Origin of the sequence: Neobacillus drentensis (assembly GCF_036962125.1) — a bacterium.
GTDB lineage: Bacteria > Bacillota > Bacilli > Bacillales > Cytobacillaceae > Neobacillus > Neobacillus drentensis_B.
In genome coordinates this window covers 82,930-99,198 of record NZ_JBALOA010000012.1, presented here as the reverse complement: position 1 = coordinate 99,198, position 16,269 = coordinate 82,930, and the positions used below count along the sequence as shown (strand labels likewise).

20 protein-coding genes are annotated in these 16,269 nt (G+C 40.2%); 7 read left to right on the top strand and 13 right to left on the bottom strand.

The genetic code is table 11. From position 1 onward, the window contains the following. Positions 1–142: 142 nt before the first annotated feature. Together leuC and leuD are read left to right on the top strand one after the other, a co-directional pair. Complete coding sequence (gene leuC, locus V7121_RS11365) at positions 143–1,564, top strand: 3-isopropylmalate dehydratase large subunit (protein WP_335502899.1); 1,422 nt, start codon at positions 143–145, stop codon at positions 1,562–1,564. Positions 1,565–1,566: 2 nt separating this feature from the next. After that, a complete protein-coding gene (leuD, locus tag V7121_RS11360; RefSeq protein ID WP_335502897.1) occupies positions 1,567–2,151 on the top strand; it encodes a 3-isopropylmalate dehydratase small subunit in 585 nt (194 codons plus the stop codon). A 44-nt stretch (positions 2,152–2,195) separates the two neighbouring features. Here the strand turns inward: leuD and V7121_RS11355 are convergent, their stop codons facing one another. Continuing rightward, positions 2,196–2,510 (bottom strand): DUF3892 domain-containing protein, encoded by a 315-nt coding sequence (locus tag V7121_RS11355; RefSeq protein WP_335546622.1) that lies wholly within the window; start codon positions 2,508–2,510, stop codon positions 2,196–2,198. Between the two features lie 151 nt (positions 2,511–2,661). On the opposite strand from V7121_RS11355, the gene V7121_RS11350 reads away from it, so the two are divergent. Beyond that, positions 2,662–3,411 (top strand): RDD family protein, encoded by a 750-nt coding sequence (locus V7121_RS11350; protein ID WP_335502893.1) that lies wholly within the window; start codon positions 2,662–2,664, stop codon positions 3,409–3,411. A gap of 77 nt (positions 3,412–3,488) precedes the next feature. Here V7121_RS11350 and V7121_RS11345 read toward each other — a convergent pair whose 3' ends face one another. Beyond that, entirely contained in the window at positions 3,489–3,959 is a 471-nt protein-coding gene (locus V7121_RS11345) for a hypothetical protein (protein ID WP_335546619.1), read from the bottom strand. Positions 3,960–4,025: 66 nt separating this feature from the next. Next, the gene (locus V7121_RS11340; protein ID WP_335546616.1) at positions 4,026–4,928 is read right to left on the bottom strand and encodes a hypothetical protein; all 903 of its coding nucleotides are present in this window, start codon (positions 4,926–4,928) and stop codon (positions 4,026–4,028) included. A 238-nt stretch (positions 4,929–5,166) separates the two neighbouring features. Here V7121_RS11340 and V7121_RS11335 point away from each other — a divergent pair, with 238 nt between their 5' ends. Further along, complete coding sequence (locus V7121_RS11335; protein ID WP_335502883.1) at positions 5,167–6,012, top strand: DUF2935 domain-containing protein; 846 nt, start codon at positions 5,167–5,169, stop codon at positions 6,010–6,012. Positions 6,013–6,079: 67 nt separating this feature from the next. On the opposite strand, the gene V7121_RS11330 is transcribed toward V7121_RS11335, so the two are convergent. Further along, entirely contained in the window at positions 6,080–6,619 is a 540-nt protein-coding gene (locus V7121_RS11330; RefSeq protein ID WP_420490640.1) for a glycosyltransferase, read from the bottom strand. A 386-nt stretch (positions 6,620–7,005) separates the two neighbouring features. Here V7121_RS11330 and V7121_RS11325 point away from each other — a divergent pair, with 386 nt between their 5' ends. Then, the gene (locus V7121_RS11325) at positions 7,006–8,565 is read left to right on the top strand and encodes a glycosyl hydrolase family 28-related protein (RefSeq protein WP_335546615.1); all 1,560 of its coding nucleotides are present in this window, start codon (positions 7,006–7,008) and stop codon (positions 8,563–8,565) included. On the opposite strand, the gene V7121_RS11320 is transcribed toward V7121_RS11325, so the two are convergent. Then, positions 8,556–9,146 carry a DUF1836 domain-containing protein gene (locus V7121_RS11320; RefSeq protein WP_335502875.1) on the bottom strand — a complete coding sequence of 197 codons (591 nt, stop codon included), beginning with the start codon at positions 9,144–9,146 and terminating at the stop codon, positions 8,556–8,558. The two genes, V7121_RS11325 and V7121_RS11320, sit on opposite strands and share 10 nt — an antisense overlap. 130 nt (positions 9,147–9,276) lie before the next feature. Here V7121_RS11320 and trhA point away from each other — a divergent pair, with 130 nt between their 5' ends. Both trhA and V7121_RS11310 read left to right on the top strand, forming a co-directional pair. Further along, positions 9,277–9,924, top strand: coding sequence for a PAQR family membrane homeostasis protein TrhA (trhA, locus tag V7121_RS11315; protein WP_335502872.1), 648 nt, complete (start codon positions 9,277–9,279; stop codon positions 9,922–9,924). Between the two features lie 95 nt (positions 9,925–10,019). Beyond that, positions 10,020–10,841 carry a YitT family protein gene (locus V7121_RS11310; protein ID WP_335502869.1) on the top strand — a complete coding sequence of 274 codons (822 nt, stop codon included), beginning with the start codon at positions 10,020–10,022 and terminating at the stop codon, positions 10,839–10,841. Positions 10,842–11,222: 381 nt separating this feature from the next. On the opposite strand, the gene V7121_RS11305 is transcribed toward V7121_RS11310, so the two are convergent. The 8 genes from V7121_RS11305 to ureE all read right to left on the bottom strand — a co-directional run bounded on the left by V7121_RS11305 (position 11,223) and on the right by ureE (position 16,259). Continuing rightward, positions 11,223–11,600, bottom strand: a complete 378-nt coding sequence (locus V7121_RS11305) for a DUF488 domain-containing protein (RefSeq protein ID WP_335546613.1) — start codon at positions 11,598–11,600, stop codon at positions 11,223–11,225. A 156-nt stretch (positions 11,601–11,756) separates the two neighbouring features. Next, complete coding sequence (locus tag V7121_RS11300; RefSeq protein WP_335502862.1) at positions 11,757–11,987, bottom strand: excisionase family DNA-binding protein; 231 nt, start codon at positions 11,985–11,987, stop codon at positions 11,757–11,759. 74 nt (positions 11,988–12,061) lie between these two features. Continuing rightward, a complete protein-coding gene (locus V7121_RS11295; protein ID WP_335546611.1) occupies positions 12,062–12,997 on the bottom strand; it encodes a dipeptidase in 936 nt (311 codons plus the stop codon). A gap of 100 nt (positions 12,998–13,097) precedes the next feature. Then, positions 13,098–13,553: an SRPBCC domain-containing protein gene (locus V7121_RS11290; protein ID WP_335502856.1), complete on the bottom strand. Its 456-nt coding sequence runs from the start codon at positions 13,551–13,553 to the stop codon at positions 13,098–13,100. A 119-nt stretch (positions 13,554–13,672) separates the two neighbouring features. Beyond that, a complete protein-coding gene (locus V7121_RS11285) occupies positions 13,673–14,491 on the bottom strand; it encodes an urease accessory protein UreD (RefSeq protein WP_335546609.1) in 819 nt (272 codons plus the stop codon). Beyond that, positions 14,492–15,103 (bottom strand): urease accessory protein UreG, encoded by a 612-nt coding sequence (gene ureG, locus V7121_RS11280; RefSeq protein ID WP_335546607.1) that lies wholly within the window; start codon positions 15,101–15,103, stop codon positions 14,492–14,494. It abuts the gene before it with no gap. A gap of 30 nt (positions 15,104–15,133) precedes the next feature. After that, a complete protein-coding gene (locus V7121_RS11275) occupies positions 15,134–15,820 on the bottom strand; it encodes an urease accessory protein UreF (protein ID WP_335546605.1) in 687 nt (228 codons plus the stop codon). Beyond that, complete coding sequence (gene ureE, locus V7121_RS11270; protein ID WP_335502844.1) at positions 15,813–16,259, bottom strand: urease accessory protein UreE; 447 nt, start codon at positions 16,257–16,259, stop codon at positions 15,813–15,815. Before ureE ends, V7121_RS11275 begins: the two co-directional genes overlap by 8 nt. Between the last annotated feature and the right edge of the window lie 10 nt (positions 16,260–16,269).

The following is a 16,269-nucleotide window of genomic DNA, read 5'->3' as shown; positions in this document are numbered from 1 at the left end:
GCTAGGGCGCTGGAGCTAGGCAGTAAACTAAGTTCAATAACTTATACTTTTTCATTTTTTTTGGTGGGTAAACCGTCTTGTTGGCGGTTTACCCCTAAATTTATCCAAGGAATTAAAATTCATTTATGTGAGGAAGGACGCTATGCAAACACCAAAAAATATTATCCAAAAGATTTGGGAAAAGCATGTTGTACATCAAGAGGATGGAAAGCCAGATTTATTATATATTGATTTACACCTTGTTCACGAAGTAACCTCTCCTCAGGCTTTTGAGGGCTTACGAATGAATGGGCGAAAAGTACGCCGCCCCGACCTTACCTTTGCAACGATGGATCATAATGTTCCAACCCGCCAGCGTCTGGTCATCAATGACCCTGTTTCGAAAAATCAAATTGATACCCTACAGCAAAATTGTCAGGAATTCGGGGTTCCGCTTGCAGATATTCACCACCCAGATAACGGAATTGTCCATGTCATTGGACCTGAGCTTGGGCTGACCCAGCCTGGTAAAACAATCGTTTGCGGCGATAGTCATACGTCTACACACGGTGCGTTTGGTGCGCTTGCATTTGGGATAGGTACAAGCGAAGTCGAGCATGTTCTTGCCACCCAAACCCTTTGGCAGGCACCCCCGAAAACCTTAAATGTGAAGGTCAATGGAAAACTTGGTACTGGTGTTACTGCGAAGGACTTAATTCTTGCGATCATAGGTAAATTCGGTGTCCAATTTGGAACAGGTTATGTGATGGAATATACAGGTGAGGCAATCCGTTCGCTCTCGATGGAAGAACGGATGACCGTTTGTAATATGTCGATTGAAGCTGGGGCTCGAGCAGGACTCATCACTCCTGATGAAACCACGTTTGAATACTTACGGGGAAGGCGCCATGTACCACAGGGAGAAGCGTTTGAACAAGCGGTTGCAGAATGGAAAGCTCTTGCAACAGATGACGGTGCTGCCTATGACAGGATTGTTGAGATTGAAGCAGCCGAAGTTGAGCCACAAGTAACCTGGGGAACAAATCCAGGTATGTGTATCCCAATTACGGCTAATGTTCCGAATCCTGATGAAACAGATAAACCTAGTGAAAAGGATGAAATCCAGCGTGCACTTGAATACATGGGCTTAGAAGCAGGTCAGCCGATTTCTAATGTGAAAATTGACCATGTTTTCATCGGCTCTTGCACAAATTCCCGCTTAAGTGACTTACGAAGTGCAGCAGATGTGGTTCGCGGCTTAAAGGTTAACGCTAATGTGACTGCCATCGTTGTCCCAGGTTCTTTTAGTGTCAAGCTTGCTGCTGAAAAAGAAGGCTTAGATAAGGTGTTTACAGATGCTGGGTTTGAATGGCGCGAAGCCGGCTGCAGTATGTGCTTAGCGATGAATGATGATATCGTTCCACCTGGCGAACGCTGTGCCTCCACCTCTAACCGAAACTTTGAAGGTCGCCAAGGAAATGGCGCCAGAACACATCTTGTGAGTCCTGAAATGGCAGCTGCTGCCGCTATCGCTGGTCACTTCGTGGATGTCCGCCAATTCTCTGCAGCACAGGAGGTCAGATAGTTATGGAACCATTAAAGATACATCAAGGCTTGGTTTATCCAATTAACCGCTCGAACATTGATACCGACCAAATTATTCCGAAGCAATTTTTAAAACGGATTGAACGCAGTGGTTTCGGCCAATTCCTATTTTATCATTGGCGTTTTGATGACGAAGGAAATCTTCGCCAAGACTTTTCGTTAAACAATCCAAAATATAAAAGTGCATCCATTTTGGTCGCTGGTGAAAACTTTGGCTGCGGCTCATCTCGTGAGCATGCCCCGTGGGCTGTTCAAGACTTTGGGTTCAAAATAGTGATTGCTCCAAGTTTTGCTGATATTTTCAAAAATAATTGTGTGAAAAATGGGATTCTCCCGATACAGGCTAGTAACGAACAAGTTCAATACTTGATTAAAAAAGCTGAATCTGAAGAATATCAATTAACGGTCGACCTTGAAAATCAAGTAGTTTATGATAACGAAGGTTTCAAGGTATCTTTTGAGATTGCTCCCTACCCTAAAGTCATGCTCCTTAATGGATGGGATGAAATTGGTGTTACCTTAACGTATGAAGATAAGATTGCAGAATATGAGCTTGCTTCTAAATAAGGACAAAAATGAGCTTGGAAATCCAGGCTCATTTTTTTGTGCTGTTAAAATTCAGGCAGCTGGTCTAGATTATTTTCCTTGATGCCATCTGGCTCACTGCGGATAATATCTCTTCCATATTTATGGAAAACATCCACATGAGCAATCTTCCGCGCTTTGGCATCATTCAAAGCCGAAATATAATCCAACTCACGGCCAGTACTGGTTTTAAAAGCAATAATATCTCCATCCTCATTTTTCCTTACGGACACAAATTCTTCTTTGCCATCAGGGTTACTATTCTCTGCTTCCATTTGGGCTTGCTGTTGACTTTGCTGCTTGTATTCTTGATAAATCTTCTCATAATCCCTTGTTTCCATTATTTCACCTCCGAACATTTGTTAGTATTTTTCCTATTAATAAATTTATCCCTGATATGTAATTGTCAGAAATTCTTCAAATTTAATAGTCACAGAAAAAAATTTCAAATATCTCCTCATGGTATAATTTACCTGAATTGGAGGGAATTAAATGGAACCATTGGAGGAAAATAGTTGGTTTTATATACGGGATCATCATCAACAGGGACCTGTGGGATTATTTGAACTAGAAAAAATGTTTGAACAAGGCGTCTTGTCAGCAGAGACATTTATTTGGACGAAAGATATGGAACGCTGGCAAATGGCGAAGTCTCTATCTTATTTTTCCGATAAGTTCTTCATGACAGAACAGATCGAACAACCTCCGAACAACTTAGCTGGTCAATGGCGAGAAATAAAAAAGGATACTTATCCGAATGGCAGACCCTTTATCCGATGCTTAGCTAGACTTTTCGATCTCTCATTATTTTCATTGTTTCTTATTACATTCGTATCAATCTTCTCTCCAAAATTTGTTGTGCAATCATCAGCACTTTTTATTTTTATCCTTAGCCTGATTCTCTATATCCTCGTAGAGGCAATCATCCTCTCAATCTTCGGAAACACTTTGGGTAAATCCATTCTCAACACAAGAATCAGAACGGTGAACGGGAATCCTCTTGATTTTCTAACAGCGCTTAAACGAAGTATTTTTGTAACCGCTGCCGGTATGGGATTTGGTGTACCATTAATTAATTTTATTTGCTCTTATTTTTCATATGTTGATCTTAAAAAGAATGGAAAATCAACATGGGATCAACAAATTGGTACAGTAGTTTTGTATGGTCAAGTTAATACGAGCCGAATTTTTTTCGTAAGTATCTTTCCAGTTTTGCTGCTAATTGCGGGAATTGTTATTTAATGATTCTGTTTGTGAATAACTGAACATATATATATGCCTATAGTAATAGCCCTTCCTGCAATAAAACGGAAGGGCTTTCAATATAAATAAACTGGTGTGATGAAGGTGTGATTACTTTCTTTTGCATACCCATTAAAATTGCTAATAAAAATCGAATAATGAATATTTCCCTCATCATTATAATTATTTACTACGGCCTTTGTGTCCCTGCTTTTTGTCTGTAAGTATTCTATGAAACCATCTACATACTTTATGCGCCATTCCAGGTAGCCTAATAATTGCTCGTGGGTTTTATCCAGTTTCTGGTCAGGTAAATGATATTCACTCGCTTCTTCAAAGGCATGTAAAAAGGTTTTTCTAGCTTGCCGATAATCTTTTATCGTGTTAGAGTCATTGGTTTTTTTTAATGCCTGATCAATGGGGATGGCAATTTCATTTGTGTACCATAAATAATATTTCTCATATGGAGTAGCCTTTTGCATTTGCCCTGAAGCAAAAAAAACTAAGATAAGTAAAAAAACGACGAAAAGATATCCCTTTTTTCCCATCCCCATCATACTCCTTTTATCATTTTTCCATTATATGAACAAGCAAGATAATTAGACTATTAATATTCACACCGAGCGTTGCTCCCGGTGGTTATGTGTGGTACCTGACACCTCTTTCACATTTTTCAAGATTAATACCAATAGAAAGATGACAAGCAGATTTAATCCAATAACGAGTGCGACAACGATGGGCTGTACTTCAACTCCTGTCTGAATTTGGAGGAGAACCATTGCGGTTAGTGCCGTTAACAAGGTGATATCTTTAATAATGATTACGGGTCCTAGGAGATAACCAAACGGTCTGCGCTTTATTAACAGAATTCCTGATACAATCCCAATCGGAACCACAAATCCCAAGTCAAGCGCCTGAATGACAAGTGTCGTATAATGTTCGATTCCTACTACAGGAGTATGGTTCATGAGCGGCTTGACAATCTTCCCCAACCACATCATACCAAACACAAATGAAGCAAATAGTAAGAAGCCGCCAATTAATTTGACAGGCAGTTTTTCTTTGAAAACTAGCGGTAATTTGGGAATCTCAAACGACATCATTGCCAACGTAAAAGCAAAAAAGCTTGCTGACATAAGGATGACATAGACCAGGAATAGGGAGTTATACATAGAGAGAAAAGAATAAGAGGCGTAAGTATACAAGAAATATCCCAGTGTTCCCGTAAGGAGTAAATGACCTTTTAATCGTCCTTTTCTGGACAAAAAAAGCGATAGAATTAACAATGGCACGCCCAAACATAAGGTCACGTAATCCTGGGCAATTGCCTGGGCTGCCATCGAGACCGAATCATGTTTGTATAGACCTACACCATAAATCGAAATGGTTTCTCCAAAAATAGATTGATACTCATATTCTCCAGGTCCTTGATTAGAAAAGATTCCATATGAAGTGGCACCGATTGATAAAATAGTGATCACAAAGACAAGGATACTAATAGACTTCTGGTTCTTCATGCTTGTTCCCTCCCACCTTAAATTTCTTCTCTTTTATCCTAATTACATCCTAAACCAAACGGAACCATTTCCCTAATCAACAACGCCATGTTCACAAAACATTCAGAACTCTAAACACCATCAGAGTAAAATCAAGTGAATGGCAAAAGAGTCACATCCCTAGTCTATCTATTTTGGTATTTTCATTGGACTTTCTTAATAAGATTAGAATGTATGGACTTATAGGGGGGGGTTTTAGATGCATGGTGATGAAACCAGAATACATGCCGATACAGGGGTAACCTCAAGTATGTTTGTTGAGCGGTCCTTAAATGAAATCCGGTTTTGGGCTAGGATTATGAAAGAGCATTCTTTATTTCTTCGCCTGGGTTTTAGAGCAGAAGACACACAACTGATTCAGGAGGCCAATCAATTTTACCGATTGTTTGAAAACATCGAACAACGAGCACATTCCTTTAACAATCAAACAGACCCTGAACAAATAAGAAGATTTAATACAGAAGTACAAACAGCTGCAGCCAATATTTTCGTATTTAAACGAAAAATACTAGGATTAATTCTTACATGTAAATTACCAGGGGCCAATAATTTTCCCTTGTTGGTCGATCATACCAGCCGCGAGGCAAACTATTTTAGAAAGCGGTTAATAGAATTAAATGAAGGGAAATTGAAATCCCTTCCAGATGCCATTATTAAAGAAAATGTCTTCTTCTTAAGGATTATGGCAGATCACGCTAAATTTATTGGCCATTTGCTGGATCCATCAGAAAGAAAACTGATTGATATGGCACGAAATTTCAGCAATGATTTTGATCAATTATTACATCAAGCAAGGGACCTAGAATCCATGAGGCCGCAGTCTCAAACTGTCCCTCTTTTAGATCAATTCCTTGATCAAAATCGGGTCTCGGTCTCCTCGCTTCGTGACTTTAAAAAAACCGCGCGTGATTTAATTGAACAATGTAAAATACAAAGTATCATCCATCCACTATTAGCTGACCACGTTTTCCGTGAAGCGGATAGATTTTTAGAAATCATCGATATGTTTGATGTACATCTCACAAGCGGCAATCCACAGCAGTGAAAATTATCAAAAGGACCAAAGTGATTTGGTCCTTTTGAACTTATTTCTATAATCAATCATATCTGTGCTAAAACTTTTGCGGGAACTGCTTGATGATCCCGTCAGATAAAACATCGGCGATTTTCATAATGTGAATTTCCCCTTCATCAAAAGCGCGAATGTCACCATTCCAATCCTTTTTAAGTCTAGCTACTACATTTTGTGTTAGCATATTTAAGTGCGCATGAAACAGCTGCTTCACTACATTTTTATTCCAATTTGGATTTGCAGTGCTGAGGAAGTCTGCAATTTGATCCGCATTTTTGTACCATGCGGCATTATATTTTTTTAAATCTGCTTGATTATTGGCTTTGGCTGCGGTGACCACTTTTCCTGCAAGTTGGATGTGTTCTCGTAACAATTGTCCTAGCTTTTTACCTGCTGCTTCCCCATAAAATGGTTTAATCGCATTCCCAATTTCATCCTGGTTTCTCAATAGCCTTGCTAAAACCTTGTCTTGATCCTCAAGTCCTGACAATGCACTTACAATATAACTTCTTGTCCAAATCGCATGTTCCATCCACAGTCTTCTTAAATTAAACTTAAACTGGTGAGCTGATTCGCTCATCTGTATCTGAGCAACTGGCGGTGGCGGTGGCGGGGCTGCCTTGACACTTACTGCAGGTAAAATTATGGCCATCGACAAAAGCATTATGGTAAATTTCTTCGTTAATTTTTTCAAATGATAATCTCCTTCTAGTAAAGTTAATTCAAAAGGATTTTTCCCCAATAATGAAAATTTTATTTATCCCGCATTAACTGGCAGTAAGACCCCTACGTCAAGATTCTAAGTTTACAGTGTCGTAGATGATAGGTGGGGATCAACTGCCAGTAAAAGCCCGATATTCAACTAACCATCAGTGGGCGATGGCCCCCCCACTGATGGCAGTTTCACTTTATCCACGAAAAATGTCATACTACTTTTAAGAAAACTGTTTTTTGGGAGTGAAATTATTGCTTTATTTAGATAAAGACCATGACCCAAGAGAGAACGCAGCAATCCTTGCGCAATATGGAATTGTCCTCGATCTTACAAAGACCATCCAAGAAACAGAACAACTTTTCAATCAAGTACGAGTGAATAAAGCCACACATCATGTTCACCGTTCAGGGGGAAGTTTCCCGCAAAAAATCGCATCGGCTCTTTTTCGACTCCTGTCAACGACCACTGAACCTGATAATCTAATAAAGGTAAAGGTAGATCCTGAAGGAAATGTAATTCCAGCTTGGAAAGAATTGTTAGATGAAGAACTCTCGAATTTACATAAGAATTTGGTGAAGGAAGTCAATGTTGTAGATTTTGGAGCGGTTGGCGATGGAAAGACTGATAACACCAATGCCTTTAAAAAAGCAATTGGCAGCGGAAAAGTAAAAGTAGTGGTTCCTGCTGGAGTTTTTATCACAAAAGGAATCCAACTGCCCTCTTGGACAATCCTAGTTGGGGCAGGAAAAGGTGTAACGACCATTAAACTTCATGATTCCGCCGATAAGGGGACACGCCTCATCACCAATGCGAATCATTGGACCGGAAACCACCACCTTTTCGTCGGCTCCTTAAGCTTGGATTGGAACGTGGAAAGATTGGGAAACGCAGCTAAAACGAGTACATGGGGAAATCATTCGAGCTGCTTAACTTATGCTAATGTTACCTATGGCTGGGTGAAGGATGTGGAAGCTCGGAATCCAGGTCTGCATTGTTTCGATATTTCGTCGACTTTATACAATTATGCCGGTGACGGATTTCGTGCCCGCGGTGGCAGCAAGTATGTCTGGCTCGATAACTTAAACGGATATGGCTTCGGCGATGATGGGGTCACTACTCATCACAGTGATTATATCTTTATTTCCCGCTGCCATATGTGTGATCCGAGTGGCCGTACTCATAAGAAGGGCTTTTCAAACTCCAATGGGATTGAGGTCGATGATGGTTCAAGGAATGTTTTGCTTGTCAATAATTCTTCTGCCAGGTGCTTTGGCGGAGTGGAAATTAAAGCGCACGAAAACTCTTCAGCTGCTTCAAATGTACAAATTGTCGGGCATATTTCCGTTAACGATAACCGTTCATTTAATTTCCGGCACATTGGACACCACAAAAATGCAGAGCCTGAATCAAAAACGGCTTACAATATAATTGCAACGAATCTTGTCGCAATCGCCCCCATTTTTACCGAGTTATATAAAGACTCAACGCCTAGAGGCATGGTGATTTCCGCTTATAAAAATGTGGTGGTTACCCATTTTACTTTGATTGGTGATCCTGACTATGATTACACTGGTAATCCGGTTGTTGCTGTTCAATATCGAGCTAGAAATGTCGTCTTAAAACAAATTTTTGTTAAAAATTTCAAAAAGGCTGGGAGCGATATTAAAGTATTTGGTGGAGAAAATCGAGCTGATTCTGTACGTATTCATGATGTAATGAGCCAAAACTCTGCTCCGAAGGCCGTGGTAGCTGGAAAGGATATCACAGTTATTACTCTTGAAAATGTGAAAAGCGTCGACAACTATTTGTGACGCTTTGCTTCTTTTTCCTCCGTAATTTGATCGACCAATTTTTCGGCTACTTTCCGATATAAATTACTCATATGTACGAGTGAAGAAATCATTAACACCTGCTCAAGATAAGGAGAATTCTCCTTTTGATTCACGCTGATTTCTTCCTGAACACCCCTGACTCTATCCTTAACGTCATCTTTGAAATCCTTAACATTTTGATGTGTTAAATTGAGATAACTTTGATAAAAAGAATCAAGCTCGATTTGTTCAGTGATTATTTTTTGATTAATTCCAGCTAGAGTGGCTTTAATATCATTGATCGAAAGGGCGCCTTTTAATTGGTAAATTAAACTGATTAGGATGAGGTGCTCTTTTGAATATTTCTTATTATGGATTGGAAAAATGAGTTTTCCTTTCGCATAGTTATTGATCATTGTTTTAGTGAGTATCTTATCATCTTCATTTCGCTTTGTTTCAGTAAATTTATTTTCAAATAATTGAATGACCTGGTCCATATATAAATCAATCTGTGGGATTTCCTCTAACGATAAACTCGTTTCTAAGCCAAGTTGTTCAATAATTTGTTTGATATTTTCCATGCAGTTATCCCCGTTCATTTTCTTTTGTATTTTTATTATACCTAAAGATATATCCATTGACTAGATGTAGATATATGAGTATTATTATAAGTAGTTATAAAAACTACGTGTTGTAATTAGGAGGATTTAAATGAACAATTATATCCGTGAACCTATTAATGGCCTGACCCATTTAGCTGGAGCAGTCTTAGCTTTTGCCGGGCTCCTTGCGATGGTTATTAAAGCGTCCGTAACGACCGGCTCACCTACTGAGATTACCGCTGTCATAATTTTTGGCGTTAGTATGATTCTGCTTTATTCAGCCTCGGCTACCTATCACATGGTGATTGCTCGCGATAAAGTAATTGCCTTTTTACGACGGCTTGACCATTCGATGATCTTCATTTTAATTGCGGGCACGTATACCCCATTTTGTTTTATCAGCTTGAACGGAAAAATAGGGGCGATTCTATTTTCGATTATTTCAGGGATTGCCATTAGCGGGGTTGTATTTAAAATGGTTTGGTTTAATTGCCCGCGCTGGATTTCAACTGCTTTATATTTAGCAATGGGCTGGATGATTGTATTTGTTTTTTCACCGCTCACAGGCAGCTTGAACCCAATCGGGTTAGTCTTGCTAATTCTTGGGGGCATCTTCTATACAATTGGCGGCGTTATTTACGGTGCCAAACCTAAGTTCTTGCAGTCGAAATACATGGGTTTCCATGAGATTTTTCATATTTTCATTCTGCTAGGGAGCTTGGCCCATTTTTTAACGGTATTCCTCTATGTTATCTAAAACGCCCAATGAGGCGTTTTTTTGTTTTTAATAAATATTTTAATTGAGAACAAAATAAAAACAGGAAGCACCAACAACAGATCGAGGTGTGTGACTTGTTACGATTGATTTTTCAAATGATTGTGATTGGACTTTGTTCCATACTATTTGGATTTGCTTTTAACACCTTCCTTATCCCGCATAAACTGACCTCTGGCGGTGTAACAGGGATCGCCTTCTTTATTCATCATTTTTTACATATCAATACTGGTTGGATTATTTTGCTTATTAATATACCGTTATTTTTATTAGGTCTAAAATACTTAGGGAAAAAATTTGTTTTGCTGACAGGGTATGCTGTTTTTGTTTTGTCGTTTAGTATGAAATTTATCCCGATTCACCCGATTAGCCATGATATTCTGCTTTCTTCAATCATTGGAGGCGCCCTTTATGGGATTGCGGTGGGGCTTATTATTCGAATTGGGGGTTCAACGGGAGGGACAGATATTGTTAGTCTCACTCTTGCTAAAAAACGTAATTTGCAGGTTGGGTTTTTAAATATTTGTATGAATCTTTTAGTGGTGGGGATATCCGGATTAATTTTTGGATGGGGTATTACTCTTTACACGATAATCGCCATCTATGTTGCCGGCCGGGCCGTGGATATGGTTTATACAAATCAAAATAAATTAACACTAACGATTGTCACGGATAAATACGAAGAACTTACGGAAGCATTAATCCACTTGCATGCACGCGGGGTCACGGTTACGGATGCAGAAGGGGCCTACACCCACAAGCCCAAAAAGGTATTAACCACAGTGATTACCAAATATGAATTAAACGAAACCAAACATACGATTAGAACGGTGGACCAGAAGGCGTTTGTAAATATCATGCAAACGATGGAAGTGATGGGGCATTTCCGCAGGGATTAGGGAGGAAGATAGATGCCCATGTTATTGGTAAAGGGTACTAGTCGGGCGGGGCGCTGCCCTGATTACCGTTGATGATTTTTTTAAGGCCACATGGGCATCAGATGACGGCGCTGATTACCGTTGAGTGTTTTTGGGGGCTTCATGAGCATCAGTCGCTCCCACTAGTTACCGGTTTTCCTTTTTTCCAGCCTTCACGGCATCATACGTGTCCTATGGTTACCGTTGAACCATTTTTTCAGCCTTCATGGGCATCATACGTGTCCTATGGTTACCGCTGAACCATTTTTCCAGCCTTCACGGGCATCATACGTGTCCTATGGTTACCGCTGAACCATTTTTCCTGCCTTCATGGGCATCATAGGCCCGAAGCCCCCACTTTTTTTATTTCAAATCCACCTCAACTAATCTTTCAAGTTCCTCCATTAAAACCAGTGCATGATTATGTACCGGATCCTTTGCTCCGTATAAAAGCGTAACTGGTCCCCGAGCTGCCATTTCAATAATCTCACTGATATACTCACGCTTCTGTTCATCCGTCCGTAGTTCATCAAGGTATCTATCGCGAAATTCTTCAAATAGCTCGGGTTTATGACAAAACCACTTCCGCAGGTCATTACTCGGAGCTAAATCCTTGAACCAATAAGAAAGCTTGGCTGCCTCCTTCGAAATCCCCCTCGGCCAGAGCCGGTCAACCAAAATTCTACATCCATCCATTTCCTCATAAGGCTCATAGACCCTTTTCATAAAAATATTATCCATACTTCACCTCCAATTAGTGTCAGATACCCAACGACCCAAGTGTCCACTCCGTATGGACAAACTCACTGAATTGTCCACGAATGGTGTCAGGTACCAATGGAAGGTACCAATGGAGGTCCCAAAGGGCACACAATGGGCACACAATGGTACCCAATTTTAATCTTCGTCCTTGACGTCGATGCTTTCGGGGATGGGTTCGTTTAGGATTTCTTCGACTAGTTGTTTGTATTTTTCTACTTGTTTAAGGTGGGTGCTGAATTGTTCTTTGTAGATAAGGTATTCTTCTCCGTCGAAGAGGGCACGTATTTTCTTTTGTTGAATAAGGCTTTTGACGGTTGCCTCAGGGACCGATAGATATTCTGCTGTTTCTTTTATTGTTAAGTACAATGTGGTTACTCCTCTTTTTAACATATGAATTTATCCCGTAACAGTATTGCCAAAGTGATTTTTTTATCTTACCTTCATCGAAAAATCCCTGGCCGATGGTCAAGAAAGTTTTGAAAAGCAAAGCCACGGACGACCTCTTCACTGTAATATTTTAATAATTCATTAATAAGATTTTGGCTTTTTGAAGCATCTTCTAAATTAGTGATAAAAGTGGTTATTCCATCAAAATCAGAACCAAACCCAATTTGTTTGACCCCTCCTAATGAGCAAAAGTGGTCAATATGTTTAATAAGATCTGAAATCGTCACCTCTCCAGATTCTTTAACAAAAGGTGGGTGATAAACCACATGAATCAAGCCTCCTTTTGCAAACATCGCCTGCGCCTGTTCATCGGTTAAATTACGGAGATGGTTACAAAGTGCCCGAGCATTCGAGTGACTTGCAATCGGATATTTGGCTAATTCAATGACTTCCCAAATCCCTCTGTCACTTAGATGGGAAACATCGGTCAGGATTTGATGCTCGTTATTAAACTCAACAATCTCCTTTCCAAACAACGTCAATCCTCCGCCGCGCGGTTCGCCGGCACCATCGGCGGCTAGGTTCGCTTGGTTCCAAGTCAAACCAACCGAACGAATACCCAATTGATAAAGAATCTGGAGTTTCGCTAAATCGTTGCCAATCGGATCCACACCTTCAAGCGTTAACATCGCGCCAATCTGCCCAATTTTCAAACGATCAAAATCAGACCAGTCTTTGATATGGACCATGTCTGGGTTTTTCCCAAGCACTTCCTTGTAAAAATAATCAATTTGCTCGAGGACCACTTGAAATTTCTGATCTCCCTTTATTTCGGGTTCAATAAATATCGCAAAGCATTGGACTTTAATTTGCCCTCGCTGTAAACGTGCTTTATTGGTTTGTAATTCTGGTGCGTCCGCAAAACGTAATGTACCATGAGCTTCCTGAAGCTTCATTAAGGCATCGCAATGTAAGTCAATGATATTCATTCAGCACTGTCTCCTTTTTAATAAAAATTTTAACACAACAAAAACGAGCTAGGTTGATAAATACCCAGCCCTCCAAATTTAATTTAATTTAATTTAATAATTAGTTTGATTCCGCCATCTTTTTAATACTTGGAAGCACTTTGTCCCAAATATCAGCACTTAAATCGCGGTATTTTTTCCCCTCAGGCATGACAGAAAAATCCCCTTGTATAATATGTAGAATCGTCTTCCCATTCACCTCTGCTAATTGGAAAGTAATCCCGTCTTCCTCCGTGACAAGCGCCTTTTCTTCACTCCGAACATCAAATACAGTAAACCGAAGGAGTTTTTTCGGCTCAAGAGCCGTCACGTTCCCTTCAACAATGACAGTTCCGTCCTCGCCTTTCCATAATACCGGGCTGCCAAGCTCCCAAGTGGAATCGAGATGAAACTGTGGTCCACCGCTTGAAAATTCGGTTGCCCAACGGTTATTAAACTCACTGACCGTAAGAACATCCCAAACCTTTGTCGCTGGAGCATTGATTTCAATCGTTTGGTCAACAAAAAGTTTACTCATTTCTTTTTCCTCCCCAAAAATTCAGCATCATCGATATCACCATTATAATCCAATGAAAGGCCTATTCATAATGTAATCGGAAAAACAAAAAAAGCGGCGATGCTAATTACACCTGCCGATTAATATTTTCTTAAAAAAATAGGTTCTTTTCCCAACACTCTGATTCTAATCATTTCATGGCAGATATTTAGGACTTTTTCAACGTCCTGTGTGGTATTTGCCAATACCCTGAGAACAAACCCTGTAACGGCTAGCATCGATATGCCAATTCTAACATCAAATAAAGTATCGAAAATCTCTTGTAATTGGTCCAATAAAACATCATCGATTCGCTGATCAATGACAAGCATCGACCCAAAATGTGAAAAACCCTCCATCATGCCAATCCCGTTAATGGTGGTGTCAGGTACTAGTTTCACATGGTCAAATAACATAAGTTTGTCTTCGAGGTAAATTTCCATTTTGGTCTGCAGTAGGTCATATTTAAAAAGTGTTCCATCAGATGCCCAGCCGGGAGTATAAATATCCGAGCAAATAAGGGAAGAGCTTTGTGCCATTCGAATGACCGTTCGTTGCTTAAAACAAGCCTGCTGATAAGCAATGACTGGGTCAGGTAGATATTCTAGCACACTACCGGCTTTTAAATGGATGTCCACTTCCTGAATAGCCGGACAGGAACGGGTTTTATATATTTTAGTAGCCGATTGAGTCGTCACAACCGCTTCAGCATTCTCTTCCAACAGGATATCTATTTGATAGGAATCACCTTCCACGTATCCTCCACCTGGATTCATCACATAAAGATAGGCTTCACCACTCCTTGTCAGGTATAAAGGTCTTGTTAACTTTAACGCACCCTCTGAATAGGACTCTTTTACTATCGTTTTCTTGCCTTTCTTCAAGCCTATTAATCGCAGGTATCCAGTACGCTCTCCCACCTATCTTAACCCTTCCAATAATGCATTTGATTTGAGCCAATCAATAACCTCGTTTACCCCGACATCCTCTTTTAAGTTCGTAAAAATGTAGGCCTTCTTGCCTCTCGCCACCTGAGTGTCTGCCTCCATGACTTCTAAGCTGGCTCCAACATATGGGGCCAAATCGATTTTGTTAATTATAAACAGGTCAGATTTAATCATCCCTTGACCGCCTTTACGGGGAATTTTTTCACCTTGGGCTACATCGATAATATAAATAGAAAAGTCAACAAGTTCAGGACTAAAAGTAGCAGCTAGGTTATCCCCTCCGCTTTCGACAAAAATCAGCGCTAGATCTGGATGCTGCTCTTTTAGCTCATCAATCGCAGCAAAATTCATTGATGCATCTTCCCTTATTGCCGTATGCGGGCATCCTCCGGTTTCTACACCAATAATTCGATCTGCAGGGAGGACACTGTTTTTTACTAAAAACTGGGCATCTTCCTTTGTGTAAATGTCATTGGTCACAACCGCCATTTTATATTCTTCATGGAGATATCTCGTTAAGCGCTCGACAAGCAACGTCTTTCCTGCTCCAACTGGGCCGCCCACTCCTATACGTATTGGTTCCATCCTCTCTCTCCTCTCCTTCTTTCATATTATTTAGGACATAAACAAACGGGTATGTAATCTTTCGTGGCGCATTTGTGCAATCTCGATTCCAGGTGCAACAGCCCCAAAGTCATCCTGGTCCAGGCTTTCAATTTTGTCTGTTGTTTTTAACAAATAAGGTTGTAATTCCAAGAGGATGTGCTGACCTGCTGTTTGGCCAAGCGGGATCCCGCGCACGCCATTTTGAATAAGAGTCATCATACTTGAATAAAGGAAGGTCAATATCCCCTGTCTTTTCTCTATTTCTAGGTGCTGGCAGATAATCGCAAACACTAACCCTTGATGACCATGCACCTCTTTGGCGCGGATTTTTTTTAGGTATACTTCCAATAAAGGTATCGAAAATAAGTCGAGCCCCGTCCGAATCAATCTTTCTCCAATCCTTCGGTTTGCCTCGCGTGATTCTTTGGGGAGATTTTGCATGAATAATTTTTGATCCAACCTCCAAATTTCCTCCATTTCATTTTTTAATAAAGCATCAAAGGTCAAGCGGAAGGCAAGTCCATCGGTATAGGCCATTTGTTTTTCCAAGTAAATACGCAGCCATTCAAAAAAGGTATCCTTACTATGGACGGCGTTTTCTTGTATATATGTTTCCAATCCAAAAGAATGAGAAAAAGCTCCAGAAGGAAAATTCGAATCTCCGATTTGCAGTAATGCCAAAAGCTGATTATCCATGTGAGTGTCCGATATGGCGGAAGGCCGTTTTTACTTTTCTCTCTTCTCTTGAGTATGGGACCTCTAATTGGTCGAGCAGTTCTTGAACGAGATAGTCATATTGGACAAGCATTACCTCCCCTTCAAATTGTGCGGGTAAGTGACGGTTGCCTAACTGATGAGCAATTTCCCCCATTTGCTTTATGCTTGTCGGTTGAATTACCAGTAAGTCGTCACTGGTGACGCTGATGACAATCATATTTCGGTCATCCATGAATAATATATCGCCATCAATTAAGTCTTTGGGTTCCTTTAAGCGGATTCCAAGTTCTTTCCCGTGGTCCGTTGTCACCCGCTGAATTCGCTTCACTAAGTCATCACTGGCCAAATAAACCCTTTCCACATGATGTCCAGTGGTTGAAACTTCTTCTATATTGCCAATTACTTTTTCAATAATCATTTTCTCACTC

Coding starts and splice junctions, on each gene's coding strand:
- leuC (WP_335502899.1), top strand. CDS start 143: ATGCAAACACCAAAAAATATTATCCAAAAGATTTGGGAAAAGCATGTT.
- leuD (WP_335502897.1), top strand. CDS start 1,567: ATGGAACCATTAAAGATACATCAAGGCTTGGTTTATCCAATTAACCGC.
- V7121_RS11355 (WP_335546622.1), bottom strand. CDS start 2,510: ATGGAAACAAGGGATTATGAGAAGATTTATCAAGAATACAAGCAGCAA.
- V7121_RS11350 (WP_335502893.1), top strand. CDS start 2,662: ATGGAACCATTGGAGGAAAATAGTTGGTTTTATATACGGGATCATCAT.
- V7121_RS11345 (WP_335546619.1), bottom strand. CDS start 3,959: ATGGGAAAAAAGGGATATCTTTTCGTCGTTTTTTTACTTATCTTAGTT.
- V7121_RS11340 (WP_335546616.1), bottom strand. CDS start 4,928: ATGAAGAACCAGAAGTCTATTAGTATCCTTGTCTTTGTGATCACTATT.
- V7121_RS11335 (WP_335502883.1), top strand. CDS start 5,167: ATGCATGGTGATGAAACCAGAATACATGCCGATACAGGGGTAACCTCA.
- V7121_RS11330 (WP_420490640.1), bottom strand. CDS start 6,619: ATGAGCGAATCAGCTCACCAGTTTAAGTTTAATTTAAGAAGACTGTGG.
- V7121_RS11320 (WP_335502875.1), bottom strand. CDS start 9,146: ATGGAAAATATCAAACAAATTATTGAACAACTTGGCTTAGAAACGAGT.
- trhA (WP_335502872.1), top strand. CDS start 9,277: ATGAACAATTATATCCGTGAACCTATTAATGGCCTGACCCATTTAGCT.
- V7121_RS11305 (WP_335546613.1), bottom strand. CDS start 11,600: ATGGATAATATTTTTATGAAAAGGGTCTATGAGCCTTATGAGGAAATG.
- V7121_RS11295 (WP_335546611.1), bottom strand. CDS start 12,997: ATGAATATCATTGACTTACATTGCGATGCCTTAATGAAGCTTCAGGAA.
- V7121_RS11290 (WP_335502856.1), bottom strand. CDS start 13,553: ATGAGTAAACTTTTTGTTGACCAAACGATTGAAATCAATGCTCCAGCG.
- ureG (WP_335546607.1), bottom strand. CDS start 15,103: ATGGAACCAATACGTATAGGAGTGGGCGGCCCAGTTGGAGCAGGAAAG.
- V7121_RS11275 (WP_335546605.1), bottom strand. CDS start 15,820: ATGGATAATCAGCTTTTGGCATTACTGCAAATCGGAGATTCGAATTTT.
- ureE (WP_335502844.1), bottom strand. CDS start 16,259: ATGATTATTGAAAAAGTAATTGGCAATATAGAAGAAGTTTCAACCACT.